Source organism: Erwinia amylovora, from assembly GCF_017161565.1.
Classification (GTDB): Bacteria; Pseudomonadota; Gammaproteobacteria; order Enterobacterales; family Enterobacteriaceae; genus Erwinia; species Erwinia amylovora.
The window spans coordinates 2195481-2211266 of record NZ_CP066796.1; the positions used below are offsets into that span (position 1 = coordinate 2195481).

10 protein-coding genes, 2 tRNA genes and 2 pseudogenes are annotated in these 15786 nt (G+C 51.2%); 12 read left to right on the forward strand and 2 right to left on the reverse strand.

What is annotated here, in order from left to right:
* Positions 1–25 precede the first annotated feature (25 nt).
* Positions 26–1434, reverse strand: a pseudogene (locus JGC47_RS10220) (DNA cytosine methyltransferase).
* A 154-nt stretch (positions 1435–1588) separates the two neighbouring features.
* Here JGC47_RS10220 and JGC47_RS10225 point away from each other — a divergent pair.
* Positions 1589–2248 (forward strand): epoxyqueuosine reductase QueH, encoded by a 660-nt coding sequence (locus JGC47_RS10225; protein ID WP_004158133.1) that lies wholly within the window; start codon positions 1589–1591, stop codon positions 2246–2248.
* A 72-nt stretch (positions 2249–2320) separates the two neighbouring features.
* Here JGC47_RS10225 and JGC47_RS10230 read toward each other — a convergent pair whose 3' ends face one another.
* Complete coding sequence (locus JGC47_RS10230) at positions 2321–3010, reverse strand: phosphohydrolase (RefSeq protein WP_004158134.1); 690 nt, start codon at positions 3008–3010, stop codon at positions 2321–2323.
* A gap of 587 nt (positions 3011–3597) precedes the next feature.
* On the opposite strand from JGC47_RS10230, the gene JGC47_RS10235 reads away from it, so the two are divergent.
* The 11 genes and pseudogenes from JGC47_RS10235 to JGC47_RS10290 all read left to right on the forward strand — a co-directional run bounded on the left by JGC47_RS10235 (position 3598) and on the right by JGC47_RS10290 (position 15512).
* Positions 3598–4254 (forward strand): ASCH domain-containing protein, encoded by a 657-nt coding sequence (locus tag JGC47_RS10235; RefSeq protein ID WP_004158135.1) that lies wholly within the window; start codon positions 3598–3600, stop codon positions 4252–4254.
* A 42-nt stretch (positions 4255–4296) separates the two neighbouring features.
* Positions 4297–5079 carry a DgsA anti-repressor MtfA gene (gene mtfA / locus JGC47_RS10240; RefSeq protein WP_013036095.1) on the forward strand — a complete coding sequence of 261 codons (783 nt, stop codon included), beginning with the start codon at positions 4297–4299 and terminating at the stop codon, positions 5077–5079.
* 98 nt (positions 5080–5177) lie between these two features.
* Positions 5178–5252 (forward strand) — tRNA-Asn (locus tag JGC47_RS10245).
* A gap of 762 nt (positions 5253–6014) precedes the next feature.
* Entirely contained in the window at positions 6015–8207 is a 2193-nt protein-coding gene (katG, locus tag JGC47_RS10250) for a catalase/peroxidase HPI (RefSeq protein WP_004158140.1), read from the forward strand.
* Between the two features lie 296 nt (positions 8208–8503).
* Positions 8504–9415 carry a metal ABC transporter substrate-binding protein gene (locus tag JGC47_RS10255; protein ID WP_004158147.1) on the forward strand — a complete coding sequence of 304 codons (912 nt, stop codon included), beginning with the start codon at positions 8504–8506 and terminating at the stop codon, positions 9413–9415.
* Entirely contained in the window at positions 9412–10215 is an 804-nt protein-coding gene (locus JGC47_RS10260; RefSeq protein ID WP_004158150.1) for a manganese/iron ABC transporter ATP-binding protein, read from the forward strand. Before JGC47_RS10255 ends, JGC47_RS10260 begins: the two co-directional genes overlap by 4 nt.
* Entirely contained in the window at positions 10215–11072 is an 858-nt protein-coding gene (gene sitC, locus JGC47_RS10265; RefSeq protein ID WP_004158153.1) for an iron/manganese ABC transporter permease subunit SitC, read from the forward strand. The genes JGC47_RS10260 and sitC overlap by 1 nt, the downstream gene beginning before the upstream one ends.
* Complete coding sequence (locus JGC47_RS10270; protein WP_004158155.1) at positions 11069–11905, forward strand: metal ABC transporter permease; 837 nt, start codon at positions 11069–11071, stop codon at positions 11903–11905. The genes sitC and JGC47_RS10270 overlap by 4 nt, the downstream gene beginning before the upstream one ends.
* A gap of 229 nt (positions 11906–12134) precedes the next feature.
* A tRNA-Asn gene (locus tag JGC47_RS10275) sits at positions 12135–12210 on the forward strand.
* 179 nt (positions 12211–12389) lie between these two features.
* Positions 12390–12819, forward strand: a pseudogene (locus JGC47_RS17880) (Arm DNA-binding domain-containing protein); the annotation flags it as partial.
* A 593-nt stretch (positions 12820–13412) separates the two neighbouring features.
* Positions 13413–15512, forward strand: coding sequence for an OspG family effector kinase (locus tag JGC47_RS10290; RefSeq protein ID WP_004158159.1), 2100 nt, complete (start codon positions 13413–13415; stop codon positions 15510–15512).
* The last annotated feature ends 274 nt before the right edge of the window (positions 15513–15786 follow it).

A 15786-nucleotide genomic window follows, 5' to 3' on the forward strand; every position in this document is an offset into this window, starting at 1 on the left:
CCAGCGCTTCACATTTCTCCGGCTATCACCGACGCTGGCGCACCGCCTGTTCAATCCATGGCAGCAGCAGTTTTGCTACGGCTGCGAAGGCCGGAACCACCACCGAGTTGCCAAACTGCCGATAAGCCTGGGTATCCGAAACCGGAATACGGAACGACTGTGCGCCGGGCTGCTCGAAGCCCATTAACCTTGCGCACTCACGCGGCGTCAGCCGGCGCGGCCTGCGCTGTTGGTTATCCGGGTTTTCAAAATCCCGCTCGCCTGTCGCCTTATCCCAGCCGCGATCGATCAGGATCTCCGATCCGTCTTTGTAATAGCGTGCTGACAGGGTGCGTACCACGCCGTTTTCCAGCGCCGGGTCCACCAGCCCATAACCAAAACCGTTGCCGCGCGCCTGGTGTTTTTTGGCATAGTGATAAAGGTACTTCCATAAGGTCGGCGTCAGAATGTATTTCGCCTCAACGTCGGTATCGAGCAGCGCATGTAGCGGGGTACGCTGTTGTGGGTACCATGCGGGCAGCGCGCTCAGGCTGAATGCGGGCAGCTTGAGATCGCGTCGGAAACCGACCAGAATAATACGCTCCCGGTGCTGCGGCAAAAAGTGCTTACCGTCGACGATTTTCGGGTCCTGTGGCCCGCTGACGTTGGCATCTGCCACTGCGTAACCCAGCTCATCCAGCGTTGCCATAATCACGCGAAATGTGTTGCCCTTGTCGTGGCTCTTCAGGTTTTTAACGTTTTCCAACACGAAAATGGCCGGCTTTTTCGCCCTGATAATGCGCGCCACATCAAAAAAAGTGTCCCCTGGGCTTCGCATTCAAATCCGTGCGCCCGTCCGAGCGCATTTTTCTTTGATACGCCCGCCAGCGAGAATGGCTGGCAAGGAAAACCGGCCAGCAGCACATCATGATCCGGCACCTGCTGCTGTATATGCTGGTAAGCCTGCCTGTCAGAAATTTCGGGTTTGCCGCTCAAGGTCACGTCGCGGATATCCTGATTGAAGCGGTGCTGCCGTTCATCGCAGTACCAGTTGGCTTTGTAGGTGCGCACCGCATGCTTATTCCACTCGCTGGTAAATACGCACTGGCCGCCAATGGCTTCAAAACCGCTGCGTATACCTCCAATCCCGGCAAACAGGTCAATAAAGCGAAACGCATAGTCAGGATGATGCGCGGGAGGTGCAGGCAGCATGTTGTGCAACATACTGACTTCCGTCTCATTTAGCGTGGGGCTTCTGCTGCCTTTAATCCAGCGATTGACGGATTCTCGCGTCCACTCCCGAAGGCTGGCCTTGCGTAAGGTCGCTGCCACGGTCTTCTGATCGTAAATCTCCAGCACGCGCAGTAACAGCTGGCGATCCTGGTCTTCTTTCTGCCGTGCCTGTGCTTGTGCCTGGCGGGCTAACTCCGCGGCCACGCGGTCAAAATCGCTCATAATCACTCGGTAACAGGGATAAATGAGTGACAGTCTATCACTTCATTCGCCCTGAACCAGGATAATTCATCCCTGGCGTGATGAAGGGTAATGACAGCGCCACAGGGTGCTACTACAATAGTGCCGTTTTCTTAATAGCATTGGAATTGTTCCCATGAGCGCACCACAACGCGACCTGCTGACGCTGCCAGACGGCGCAAAAAAACTCCTGCTACACTCCTGCTGCGCCCCCTGTTCCGGCGAAGTGATGGAGGCCTTGCAGGCATCCGGGATTGACTACACCATTTTCTTCTACAACCCGAATATCCACCCGCAGAAAGAGTACCTGCTGCGTAAAGAAGAAAATATTCGCTTTGCTGAACAGCATGGTATTCCGTTTGTTGATGCGGACTACGATACAGATAACTGGTTTGAACGTGCCAAAGGCATGGAATGGGAACCTGAGCGCGGCGTGCGTTGTACCATGTGTTTCGATATGCGCTTTGAACGCACCGCGCTTTATGCGTGGGAAAACGGTTTCCCGGTTATCTCCAGCTCGCTGGGAATTTCACGCTGGAAAAACATGCAGCAAATTAACGATTGCGGCTATCGCGCCGCCGCGCCCTATCCTGGCATCAGCTATTGGGATTATAACTGGCGCAAAAAAGGCGGCTCGGCGCGCATGATTGAAATCAGCAAGCGCGAACGTTTTTATCAGCAGGAATACTGCGGCTGTGTCTACTCGCTGCGCGACACCAACCTTCATCGTAAAAGCCAGGGGCGTCCGTTAATCAAACTGGGCGTGCTCTACTACGGAGATGACCAGGCAGAATAGCCATGATTTGGCGTCCTTGTGGCCGGGACGCCGGGAAAGATGACGGTGAATTTGTCAAGCACAGTCAGGCGGTTAAAGGCTGAATTCGGCCAGCACGCTCTCATCCAGGGCATAAAAATCGCCTTTCAGTTCTGCGCACAGTTTTGCCATATAGGTTACCAGGAAGTCGGCATTATATTGCGCAAGGCGCTTACCCTCGGGCGTTTGCATAGTTTGCGGTAGCTTCAATAATTTTTTTTGAAAATGATCCAATGCCCATTGGGCATCATCCAGCGGCCGTTCGCGCCCAAGCGGATCGCTGCTATCAAATAACGCCCGCCCCAATGCGCCAGAGACATAAAATACGCGCGCAAGACCAATCGCCCCCAGCGACTCAATCCGGTCAGCGTCCTGAACTATTTTAGCCTCAATTGTCTCTGCCACCACCCCGGCACTAAAACTGTGCGCATGGACGGCATGCGTCACCGCATCTATTTTATTGCCCGGAAAGTCCGGGAATTGCTGCGGTAAAATGCGCCGCGTCTCTTCAGCAGCCTGTGCCGAAGCGAGATGACGCTGTGGATGGTTTTTCGGCAGGTTAACAATATCATGGAAGTAGCATCCGGCCATCACCACCAGCGCATCCGCATCAATCCCCTGCATTATCCGCTGCGCGGTTTGCCAAACCCGCTTAAGGTGTGCCACGTCATGGGCTTTGTCATCCTGCTGCCAGCTTTCGTTTAGCCAGTGTTCAAAACGTGATTGCCACTGAGTCAGCGTCATGGGCTTCTCCTTATTGTTTAAACTATCTGGGATGTCATTAGTCATTGCCCGTTAGCGGCCGCCGGTGAAATCGACGGCATAATTTTAGCCACATCAAACTTATAAGTTTATTTGTTGCTCATTACATCACTTTTTTCATATCGGAAGGTGACTTCTGTCGTTTTCAGCCATCTTCGCTCACTAGAATGTTAAAATGCCCTGATGAAACAGACTGGCCGCTGGTAAAACTCCCTGAGACAGCTAATTGGTATATGCCCGTCGGCTTCCCTCTCTTTTCTGCTGTTAAGCCGCGCTTTACTACAATGGACGCCTGTTATTTCAACACCAACCTATTGTATTAGTATAAAATATTAAGCTGACAACAAAACGTAATTTCCATTGTGCCGGGCACCCAGGCCAAATGTTAACCCAGGAAAGTGCAAATACCCGTCAATGAAAACAGTGCCTTTTTAATAATCTTCACTGAAGATGAGTCAAAAATTTACCCATGCTTTTTTTTTAAGCTAATGTTAGGAATTATCCTTAAAGGACGGTGGTTTTATGCACCGCACTGGAACAGAAATGTGGAATTTATTAGAGGTCTGACAATGAAAGAACGCCCGATATTATTCAGCCATCAACGGGTGCGCGCCCTGCTCTCTGGCCAGCTACGACAAACGCGGCGTATCATGAAATCACAACCTCTTGAACCCGGTCAGGATAATCACGAAGGCTGCTACGGCATCGACGTGCTGAGTAACCATCTGCAGGGTAACCGCGTACTGAGCCTGGATAACCTGAGTCACCACTGCCCTTACGGACAGCCCGGTGACCGCCTTTGGGTGCGTGAAACCTGGCGTGGCCCGATTGTACCGGCGGAGGAAATCGTGAACTTCCAGCAGTCACCTTCGCAGTTCAAAAAGCCAGATTATTGCCAGTATCAGGCCGATACCAACATTTATAGTACGGACGATCGGGAAGAGCTGGGGGGATGGCAAGCGGGCATTCATATGCCGCGTTGGGCCAGCCGCATCGATCTGCTTATCACCGACATCAGGGTAGAAAAAATCCAGGATATCAGCGATGACGATGTGATGGCAGAAGGCGTTCCGCTTGACACTCATTTTCTCAACAATTTTTTCACCCTGCACAGCGAAGCCAGATCCGCAAAAGACGCCTACCGCAAGGAGTGGGCCAGGCTATACGGCTGCAACAGCTGGGAAGCAAATCCCTGGGTTTGGGTGCTTGAATTTAAGCCAGTCTGACTGGCGGTTATCATGGCCTTTAGCAGAAAAGAGCGAAAAAAGATGATCAAGTGGCCGTGGAAAAGCGTAAATAAAGCACCAGATGGCGGCCAGCCCTGGAAACAGGCGCTGGATATACCGCTACTATCGACCCTGAGCACGGCCGAAAGCCAGGATCTGTGCCAGCTTGCCGAACGCTTTCTGCGTCAGAAACGCCTGGTTCCCTTGCAGGGATTAGAGCTGGATCCGCTCAGTTGCTGCCGTCTGGCTTTACTGTTCTGTTTGCCGATCATGAGACTCGGCTTTGACTGGCTGGACGGTTTTCACGACGTATTGATCTACCCCTCTCCCTTTGTGGTCGACGACGAATGGCAGGACGAGTTTGGGCTGGTGCACCGCGAACGTACGGTACATGCCGGCCAGAGCTGGCAGCAGGGGCCGATTGTTATCAACTGGCTGGACGTGGAGGATTCCTTTGACCGCTCCGGTTACAATCTGGTGATCCACGAGGTGGCGCATAAACTGGATGCACGCGGCAGCGGTTATGCCAACGGCATTCCGGCTATTGCTCTGCGCGACGTACCGGGCTGGGAAGGCGATCTGCATGCTGCAGCTAAACTGATTCAGCCAGAGTTCAACCAGCAAGGAGAAGATGTCAGCAGTATTGACCCCTATGCGGCCAGCGAACCGGCTGAATGCTTCGCCGTTCTTTCAGAGTATTTTTTTAGCGCCCCTGAACTGTTGGTTCACCGTTTTCCGGCGCTATATCAGCGTTTTTGCCAGTTTTACCATCAGGATCCCTGGCAGCGTTTGCAACAGCACAATAATGGCTCAACCGTGCACTGATCCACCGGGTTGATTTTAACGCAGCCGGTTAATAGCTAATCTTTTTTTGCTGTGGACAGCCAGAAAACATATCGCCAAAATTTGCCGTGCTCACCAATTCCTCTGTCGTTCAGTCGGTAGAACGGCGGACTGTTAATCCGTGTGTCGCTGGTTCGGGTCCGCTCAGAGAACCAGTTTAAGGGAAGCAGATGTCTGCTGACATCCGCGTAAACCCTACCGCCTGACATACTGGCGCATGCAGTCTGGCTTCAGTGCTCAACAGCATAGCCATACGCTGGACGTCTTTACTGCTGTTCTTATAAAAACGCCAGTTTGCGCGTCAACAAGCGCAGATAGAGTTGTCTTAATTTCCTTCGGCATATAGTCAGCCGTACACGGAGAGCGATACATCTCCGCCATAATTTCAGGGATCGGTTCGTTGATATTACCAGCTGAAGCACAGGTGCTTCGCTCCGCTACGCCCTCCCCGATCATTAATGTAATCCCTTCATTTTGTGAGGTAGCTGACTCCGTTTTCAGGCTAAGCAAGGAAGATGACGATAATGAAAAAACAACCTCATTCACAGAAAATATCATTTTTGATCCTTGCATTGATATCAGGCCTTCCCCGGTGGACAAAGGTGTTATTGACAGCGCTATAAAATGGTCGCAAACAATCATTTTGCTGCACGGGACTTGTTGCGGTTGACCACAGATTTATTCACCGAAGATCTTCCATCACACAGCAGGATTGATTGGCCCGCAGATACTGCGCCATGCAATGAGAACATTCAGTCCGTAACATCCCACGATATCAGCCATTGTGATGCGGAATAAAAATGCGATCCAGCCATTTGAAAAGGTAAAACCTATCAAACCGGTCGATTAATCCAGATATCAACTATCATTGGCGACAGTTAAGCTGGCTTTGTCAATATGAGTGATGGAGTCCGAAAATGAGTACGCAGAATACGAATGACAATGCGCCTGCTGGAAAATGTCCTTTCCATGGCCAAAATGAAGAAAAAAGCGTTCTGGCCCGCGGTGCTGGTGGCGGAACCAGTCACCGTGACTGGTGGCCTGACCAACTGCGTGTTGATTTATTAAATCAGCACTCCCAGCGCTCCAACCCGCTCAATGTGAATTTCAATTATCGTGATGAGTTCCGCAAACTGGATTATTCCCAGCTTAAAGCCGACCTCAAATCACTGCTTGACGACTCACAGGAGTGGTGGCCCGCCGACTGGGGTAGCTATATCGGGCTGTTTATCCGCATGGCCTGGCACAGCGCCGGTACTTATCGAACCGTTGATGGTCGTGGCGGCTCCGGACGCGGTCAACAGCGCTTTGCACCGCTTAATGCCTGGCCGGATAACGTCAGTCTGGATAAAGCGCGACGCCTGCTATGGCCGGTGAAGCAGAAATATGGCCAGAAGATTTCCTGGGCCGATCTCTATATTCTCGCCGGGAACGTGGCGCTGGAAAATTCCGGTTTCCGTACCTTTGGCTTTGCTGCCGGGCGCGAAGACGTCTGGGAGCCTGACCTTGATATCAACTGGGGGGACGAGAAAGAGTGGCTGACGCACCGCCATCCCGAAAGCCTTGCCCATGCACCTCTGGGCGCGACGGAGATGGGGCTGATCTACGTTAACCCGGAAGGGCCTGAAGCCAGCGGTAATCCGGCATCTGCGGCACCGGCCATCCGCGCCACTTTTGGCAATATGGGCATGGATGATGAAGAGATCGTCGCCCTGATCGCCGGAGGCCATACGCTGGGTAAAACCCACGGTGCCGGAGAGGCCAGACACGTTGGCGTTGACCCGGAAGCGGCTCCGCTTGAATCCCAGGGACTGGGCTGGACAAGCAGCTACGGCAGCGGTTCAGGTGCAGATGCCATCACTTCCGGTCTGGAAGTGATCTGGACACAGACGCCAACCCAGTGGAGCAACTACTTTTTCGAAAATCTGTTCAAATATGAGTGGGTACAAACTCACAGCCCGGGCGGCGCGATTCAGTTCGAAGCTCAGGATGCGGAGGCTTCGATCCCCGACCCGTTCGATGCCAATAAAAAGCGTAAGCCTGCCATGCTGGTGACCGACCTGACGCTGCGCTTCGACCCCGACTTCGAGAAAATCTCCCGGCGTTTTCTGCAGGATCCGCAGTCGTTCAACGAAGCCTTCGCCCGCGCCTGGTTCAAGCTGACCCATCGTGATATGGGGCCGAAAGCACGCTATCTGGGACCTGAAGTGCCGAAAGAAGACCTGATCTGGCAGGACCCGCTTCCGGCCCCTGTTCATCAGCCTTCGCCAGCTGATATTAGCGAGGTGAAGGCTGCAATTGCCTCAAGTGGGCTTTCAGTCAGTGAACTGGTGTCGGTTGCCTGGGCTTCCGCCTCGACCTTCCGCGGCGGCGACAAACGCGGTGGCGCTAACGGTGCACGCCTTGCCCTGGCCCCACAAAAAGACTGGCCGGTTAATGCCATTGCCGTTCGTGCCCTGCCACAGTTGCAGGCGATTCAACAGGCATCCGGCAAAATGTCGTTAGCGGATACGCTGGTGCTGGCGGGCGTAGTTGGTATTGAGCAGGCAGCAACGGCGGCCGGCGTTAGCATTGCAGTGCCGTTTACGCCAGGCCGTGTTGATGCGCGGCAGCAACAAACGGATATCGATTCTTTCAACCTGCTACAGCCGCTGGCGGATGGTTTCCGCAACTACCGCCGCATCACAGACGGTGCATCCACCGAAACGCTACTTATTGATAAGGCGCAGCAGCTCACGTTAAGCACGCCAGAACTTACCGTGCTGGTCGGCGGGCTGCGCGTGCTTGGCGCTAATTTTGATGCCAGCGAACACGGTGTGCTCACCGAAAATGTCGGGGTACTGAGCAACGACTTTTTCGTCAATCTGCTTGATATGCGTACCGCGTGGCGTGCCGCCGATGACGGTGCCGGGCTGTTTGTCGGTTACGACCGTAAAACGGGCGCAGTCAGATACAGTGCCACTCGGGCCGACCTGGTATTTGGATCAAATGCCATCCTGCGAGCGGTGGCAGAAGTTTACGCCTCTGCCGATGCCGGGCAGAAATTTGTTACTGACTTTGTTGCAGCATGGAACAAAGTGATGGATCTCGACCGCTTCGACCTCGGCTAAGCTAAACCCGGTAAGGATAACTTACCGGGTTTTTATTTGGCTAAAGGCTGACGGGTCGGCGAATCCATAAAGCTCTCACCGTTCGCAAGTTTATTGCTCAATCTTCAGGTTCAGGCCGGTTTTATGGCTGATATCACCCGTGCGTTTGCTCTTTTCAGTGCGGTTTGCCCCCCTCTTCAACAAAACGCCAATCAGCCTTTTGCATGAAAAATTATTCACAACGGGATATAGCCTGTGCTATATGTTATAGCAATTGCTATTTAGCGCGTTTTTTTTAAGCATCACCGGAGAGACTCATGTCATATCTGCATCGATTAAATGGATGGTTATGTGCACTGGCCATCGCTGCGCTGCCGCTGGCACCCGCGCTGGCGCAAGATAAATTTAAGGTGATCACCACCTTTACCATCATTGCCGATATGGCACGGAACGTTGCCGGAGATGCCGCCGAGGTAGCATCGATTACCAAACCAGGTGCCGAGATCCATGAATATCAGCCAACCCCTGGTGATATCAAACGCGCACAGGGTGCGCAGCTGATCCTGGCCAACGGCCTTAGCCTGGAATTATGGTTTAATCGCTTTTACCAGCACCTGTCCGGCGTGCCTGAAGTGGTGGTTTCCGGCGGGATTATTCCAATGGGCATCAGCGAAGGCCCTTATAGCGGTAAACCTAATCCTCATGCGTGGATGTCGCCCGACAATGCGCTGATCTACGTGGATAATATTCGCGATGCGCTGGTGAAATATGATCCTGTTCATGCCGAAACCTATCGTAAAAATGCTGCTGTCTATAAAGATAAAATCAGCGCGGCCATCGCCCCGGTACAACAGGCGCTGGCACAGCTGCCCGCAGACAAGCGCTGGCTGGTTACTAGTGAAGGCGCATTCTCCTATCTGACGCGTGATTTTGGTTTGCAGGAACTGTATTTGTGGCCTGTTAATGCCGATCAGCAGGGAACGCCGCAGCAGGTGCGCAAAGTCATTGACAAAGTGAAGCAATATCAAATTCCGGCCGTATTCAGCGAAAGTACCGTATCCGATAAAGCCGCCCGTCAGGTTGCACGTGAGACCGGCAGCCACTACGGCGGCGTGCTGTACGTTGATTCGCTAAGCGCCGCAGATGGCCCGGTTCCGACCTATCTCGACCTGCTGCGCGTTACCAGCGAAACGATAGTTAACGGTATTCATCAGGGGTTGGCTAAATGAACAATAGCGCCACACGCCAGAACGGCATTGAGGTTGATAATCTGACGGTAACCTATCGCAACGGGCACACGGCCTTGCGTGCCGCCTCATTACAGATCCCCACCGCCAGCATTGCCGCTCTGCTGGGGATCAACGGTTCCGGAAAATCGACGCTGTTTAAGGCCATTATGGGCTTTGTACCCCCTTCGTCAGGGACGATTACCCTGCTGGATCAACCGTGGCACAAGGCGCTAAAACACAATCTTGTGTCGTATGTACCGCAGTCCGAGGATGTCGACTGGTCGTTTCCGGTACTGGTCGAGGACGTGGTGATGATGGGCCGTTACGGCCATATGGGCATGCTGCGCATTGCCCGCGCCGAAGATAAACGTCTGGTCGCAGCGGCCCTGGAGCGAGTTGGCATGACCGATTTCCGCCGTCGTCAGATTGGTGAACTGTCCGGCGGGCAGAAAAAACGTGTCTTTCTCGCCCGCGCTATCGCACAGCGTGGTCAGGTGATCCTGCTGGATGAGCCCTTTACCGGCGTCGACGTCAATACCGAGCGTCAGATCGTCAACCTGCTACAAGAACTGCGCAACGAGGGGCGCACCATGCTGGTCTCTACCCACAACCTGGCTTCCGTCAGCGACTATTGTGACCACACGGTTATTGTCAACGGCACAGTGCTGGCCTGTGGGCCCACTGCCACCACCTTTACCCGTAGCAACCTGGAGAATGCCTTTAGCGGTGCGTTGCGCGATCTGGTGTTCAACGACGCCAGCGCTCTGCCGGCGCTCTCCCTCGTTAAGGGCAACCACTGATGGCGTGGCTTACTGAACCTTTCCACTATCAATATATGCTCAATGCGATGTGGGTTTCAGCGCTGGTGGGCGGCGTTTGCGCCTTTCTGTCCTGCTACCTGATGCTAAAGGGCTGGTCATTGATTGGTGACGCGCTGTCGCACTCGATCGTTCCGGGGGTGGCTGGCGCCTATATGTTGGGGCTGCCTTTCGCCCTCGGGGCTTTTCTCTCCGGTGGCCTGGCAGCGGGCAGTATGCTGTTTCTGAACCAGCGTACACGTTTGAAGGAAGATGCGATTATCGGGCTGATTTTCTCTTCCTTCTTTGGCATCGGGCTATTTATGGTTTCCCTTAATCCCACTGCGGTAAATATTCAGACTATTGTCCTCGGCAATATTCTGGCCATTGCCCCAGAGGATATTCTGCAGCTCGCCATTATTGGCTTCACTTCGCTGCTGATATTATTGATTAAGTGGAAAGATTTGATGGTCACTTTCTTTGATGAGAATCATGCCCGCTCGGTGGGCCTTAACCCGACGCGTCTCAAGCTGCTGTTTTTCACCCTGCTGGCGACCTGCACCATCGCCGCCCTGCAAACCGTCGGCGCTTTTTTGGTGATCTGTCTGGTGGTGACCCCCGGTGCTACCGCCTATCTTCTTACCGACCGATTCCCATTGCTGCTGCTGATTGCGGTCGCTATCGGCAGCGTCACCAGCTTCTTCGGCGCGTGGACAAGCTACTACCTTGATGGCGCGACTGGCGGCATCATTGTCGTGGCACAGACGCTGGTATTTCTCAGTGCTTTTGTGCTGGCACCAAAACACGGCCTGCTGGCACGGCGCAGACGCGTGGCGCAGTCTTCCCGGGAGGCGGTATGAGCCTGACTGAATTCCTGCTTAGCCCATTCCAGTTTGACTTTATGAATACCGCACTGGCCATCTCAGTGATTGTCGCTATCCCCTGCGCCCTGCTCTCCAGCTTTATGGTGATCAAAGGCTGGTCTCTGATGGGCGATGCCATGAGCCATGCGGTATTTCCCGGCGTGGTGGTGGCCTGGATGCTCGGCATCCCTCTGGCTGTCGGCGCGTTTTGTGCCGGGCTGTTCTGTGCACTGGCGACCGGGTTCGTGAAGGATAACAGCCGCATTAAACAGGATACGGTGATGGGCATTATCTTCTCGGGGATGTTTGCCGCTGGTCTGATCCTCTATATCTCGGTGAAATCCGAGGTGCATCTCGATCACATTCTGTTCGGCGATATGTTGGGTATTTCCACCAGCGATATGCTGCAAAGCGCAGCCATTGCTTGCGTAATTGCTGTTGTCATTGGCATGAAATGGCGCGATCTCGTGCTGCATGCTTTTGATGCGCAGCAGGCGAAAGCTTGCGGCCTGAATACCACGCTGCTGCACTACGGCCTGCTGAGCATGATCGCACTGACCATCGTCGCCACGCTGAAAGCGGTGGGGATCGTGTTGTCAATTGCCCTGCTGATCGCTCCCGGGGCCATTGCTATTCTGCTCATGCGCACTTTTTCATCGGTGATGATCTGTGCGTTACTGTTGGCGATCGCGGTCTGCTTTAGCGGCACGTACCTGTCCTTCTTCCTCGACAGTGCTCCCGGCCCCACCATTGTGGTGCTGTTCGCTTTGCTGTTTGTCGTGGCGTTTATTTATTCACAGCGCCGCGAGCGCAAGATACTTTTGACCTGATTAGCAGGGGTGGCGCTGACCCAGGGCGCCGTCCCCGATTGTTTGGGCTGATCAAAACAACAAGCAGGAAGATGACCGACAGTTTGCAGCCAGTAATGGGGAGAAATCTGAAATAAAATGAGTATAAAATCATCAGGTTGCTGCAAACATCAGCAATCAATTGACCCGGGTAACTTTTGCCGTTGACACCTCCGCCTGAGATAATTATTATTCCCCCCGCTCAAACGATTCCTCTGTAGTTCAGTCGGTAGAACGGCGGACTGTTAATCCGTATGTCACTGGTTCGAGTCCAGTCAGAGGAGCCATTTTAAAGGAAGCAGACGTTCATTGACGTCTGCTTCCTGCATTTTTATCATATGGTTACCCCCTTCTTCACGTTCACCCTTGTTCATTGAAAACCACCCGAAGCCAAACCCATTTGCTGAAAAAAATGTTGGTAAAGGTATCTCGATTGCGTTTTTAGCAACATACGGGGGATGCCGTGATGCCACTTACTGATACTAAGTAAAAAATGCCAAGCTTCTCGATAGTGAATACAAACTTACAGATGGCTTAGGTATGTTCCTTCGTGTTCATCCCAATGGTCCGAAATACTGGCAGATGGCCTACCGCTTTGAGAGCTAGCAAAAAATCTATTTTATCGGCGTCTACCCTGCAGTTTCTCTTGCTGATGCCAGACGGCGCCGTGATGAAGCTAAAAGGCTACTTGCTCAGGGAATTGACCCTGATGCCGAAAAAACAGGCAGAAGTTGAAGAGCTGAAAGCAAAAGAGACAATACGCTGTCTTACTGGGTTGTTGCCTGGGCATGGTTTACTACCAAAAGAAGTAGTCAGAAGATTAGGGCAATGCCGCATGGATACCTCTTAAAACCTGCATCTTCCCTTTCATTGGTAACGTCGACGTCAATGAGCTTAGTATGAGTAAATCTACCCTTTGTAAAAGCTGGAAGTAAGTTATCAATAAAAGCAGCCTTTTCCAGCAAGGGAAACCTGAAGAAGTAGATGAGATTGCCGGCCAGCTAAGCCTCGGGATTGTTTAACCCAGCTATGATTCCCGCCGGGTGCGTTAGAGCTGGCAGACATACAATCAACATTTATTCACCTTGCACGAACCTGATTAACCGTTTAATGAATTATTTTTCTGAGAATTTTTGAAAATAAATTTAACACTAAAATACAATGTTCTTAATAATTCACCACCCACAACATTAAAATATCCTCCCTAAACAGCGAGCCGTTTTATACTGCTCAGGCCACCATCAGAATTTAAAAAAGCCTCATTAAAAGCCCATTCCTGTCAGCACCCCTGAAGACGTGAGGCAAGAGCAATATATTATTCTAACTGCCGCGCATACAATATAAATTAATAGCCACTTCTGCTGGCGAAATAGTGAAGGAGTCGTATTTATATTATTTTAAGTCGCCATGCTCTTGAGTCACGTTTTTTATAGTTCAATGGCAACTATTCCTTTATATCATTATCTCAACTCATAAAGGGAAAAAAACAATGCTCCAGCCAGTGCAGCAGAATCGTTCAGCAGTTGGAAATGACCAGAACCGCCGGGCCGTTGAAAAAAAGTCGGTTCCCTCCTCAAAAGAACATATTGGCGGTCAGCCCGCCGATCTTGTTAACTTCGAAGGTTGCGCTTTTTGTACTCAACTCAAAATAGTAGCCAACAGTCCGGCTTCATTGCAGCCGGCGCAGATCAACAGTATTGCCTCGGCTGCGGCTTACAATGTGATGCAGATGCTCACTGATGTTTCTGCCGCACCTCAATCTGACCAGCAGAAGTGGTGCCCTTATCTGTACAGCATTGTTCAATCAATTGAATACCGTAGACATTGCCCGATGAGATTATCGGCTCAGGTTACCCGTAAACCGAACTCGTTTGCCATAGAAAATAAAAACGCTGTTACGCATAACAAGTCCGTGCGCGCTATTGCGGCTCATCTGGTAATTGTCGCCTCAAACCACCTGACATGGCGATATGCAGATGATTTGGGTAAAGAAGTTCTCAATGTAGAAATCAGGGAAGGAAAAAAATACATCACTGTGCAAGATGACTGGTATGAACTGCAGCTGGCAAAAAAGGGTCAGTATGAAATTTTTATTCCAACAGATACCGCCATAAAAAATTATGTTCCTGTTTACATGGAGCCTTTATCCAGAACCTGGCATATGTCTGTGCTTAATGGACACCCCGTATTCAAAGATAAACATCAACGATTATTGACCCGGATAAATCAGGAAGCCGATCCAAACACCTTTTTTGTGGCTAAGATAAATAACAATCCGCGTGTCTACGGGCCTGGCAAAATTTATCATGCCGTAAAGTCCAGACAAGCTTCGGCCCACAGCGGCCAAAACTTCGTCGAGATGAATGGAAAACTGGTTCCGGTGCGTCATCCACATGGTGATGAAGGTTTGTCCCAGTACGAAGCCTTTGATCCAAAACGGCCCCACAAAAAAGGGCGCGCGCTGGCGTGGGACGGCGATCGCTGGATATTTGAACAGGCCAACTCAGTACAAGCATCTCGCGGGCTCAGAAAAAAAACAAAATCTGCCACGTTTGTAAAAGAGATTGACATCAATACACTCACAGCACCGGATCGTATGGGGCTGCGCAGGAGCGCGGATGGCAAAGCATACCTTAAGGTGAATAAAAACTTTATACAGCTGCGTCATATGAACGATAACAGATATGCCATACGCTTAACCCCGCACTCTCATAATATGATCTCGCGCTTCAGGGGTGATAAATTCTTCCCCGAAAGCATCGCAGCGAGGTTGAAGAACCTCCTGACGGTCGGGCTAAATGGTAGAAAAAGGCCACACCCTGTTGATGTATTGAAAAGACAAGACGGCTTCGATATTAAAAGTGCCAAAGAATTACTCTCGGAGTATGAATTTCCAGAGAATGGTCTCTTCGATGCGTACACTTTCGTCCTGGACATTGAGCAAAACGGAAGGATACCTCTCTGGGCTAAAAAATTTAAAAAAAGAGCCCGATTGGATATGACTCCACCTGACGACAGCATTCTTGTTAAACTCCATAAACCCGGGGAGCCTGATAAAGAAAAACACTTTTATCTGGGTGAGGAATTAGGGGAAGGAAAGTTTGCTACTGTTTATGCTGACGCAACGAATAAGTATTTTGTTGTTAAACGGTATGATGCTCAGGAAATAAAAAACATGCCGGCCATTGTTAACTCAGAAGTCGAAAACTTTACACGTTACTATGGCAAAGATACTGCCAACATTTTTATCGATAGTGAGGGAATTTACCATGTCCGTATGTACCGGGTTTCAGGTGAAACTCTTGACTCCTTACCCCCCAACTCGTTACCTGAGAATGCAGTTGAAAAATATGTCGACATGCTGGAGGAGCTTAATGCCCACGGCATTTTTCATGATGACCTCCATACCGATAACTTGATATGGGATAAGAACACAGAAAGATTTTATCCTATAGATATCAAAAATAATAAGGAAGTCTTTTTCAATTCCTCACCAAAAGATAAAGACATATTAAATTCCCACACCTCTGAAAATTGGGAATATACATTAAGATTAATCAGAGAAAAACAAATTAAGGCAGCAGTATAGCGTTTTAACCTAAAGAGTACGCCGTTTGTCCGCGGCCTTGACCTGAATTGCTCAGTGAGCATGATACTGTCTGTACAATAATCATAACCTTATTAGCAGCAATCCAAAAGCCACAGACTGCAGAGAAGATATGCAGCAGGTTCAGGTCATCGCTCAGGGCTGGTTTTAATCAAAAGGGGTTGCGTATAAAAAAATTCAGCTCCGGCGGGTGTCCGGTAACGAACTGAGATGACAAAGGCCGAATCCTTTTGACCTGACCTGGGTCATGCCAGCG

Coding starts and splice junctions, on each gene's coding strand:
- JGC47_RS10225 (WP_004158133.1), top strand. CDS start 1,589: ATGAGCGCACCACAACGCGACCTGCTGACGCTGCCAGACGGCGCAAAA.
- JGC47_RS10230 (WP_004158134.1), bottom strand. CDS start 3,010: ATGACGCTGACTCAGTGGCAATCACGTTTTGAACACTGGCTAAACGAA.
- JGC47_RS10235 (WP_004158135.1), top strand. CDS start 3,598: ATGAAAGAACGCCCGATATTATTCAGCCATCAACGGGTGCGCGCCCTG.
- mtfA (WP_013036095.1), top strand. CDS start 4,297: ATGATCAAGTGGCCGTGGAAAAGCGTAAATAAAGCACCAGATGGCGGC.
- katG (WP_004158140.1), top strand. CDS start 6,015: ATGAGTACGCAGAATACGAATGACAATGCGCCTGCTGGAAAATGTCCT.
- JGC47_RS10255 (WP_004158147.1), top strand. CDS start 8,504: ATGTCATATCTGCATCGATTAAATGGATGGTTATGTGCACTGGCCATC.
- JGC47_RS10260 (WP_004158150.1), top strand. CDS start 9,412: ATGAACAATAGCGCCACACGCCAGAACGGCATTGAGGTTGATAATCTG.
- sitC (WP_004158153.1), top strand. CDS start 10,215: ATGGCGTGGCTTACTGAACCTTTCCACTATCAATATATGCTCAATGCG.
- JGC47_RS10270 (WP_004158155.1), top strand. CDS start 11,069: ATGAGCCTGACTGAATTCCTGCTTAGCCCATTCCAGTTTGACTTTATG.
- JGC47_RS10290 (WP_004158159.1), top strand. CDS start 13,413: ATGCTCCAGCCAGTGCAGCAGAATCGTTCAGCAGTTGGAAATGACCAG.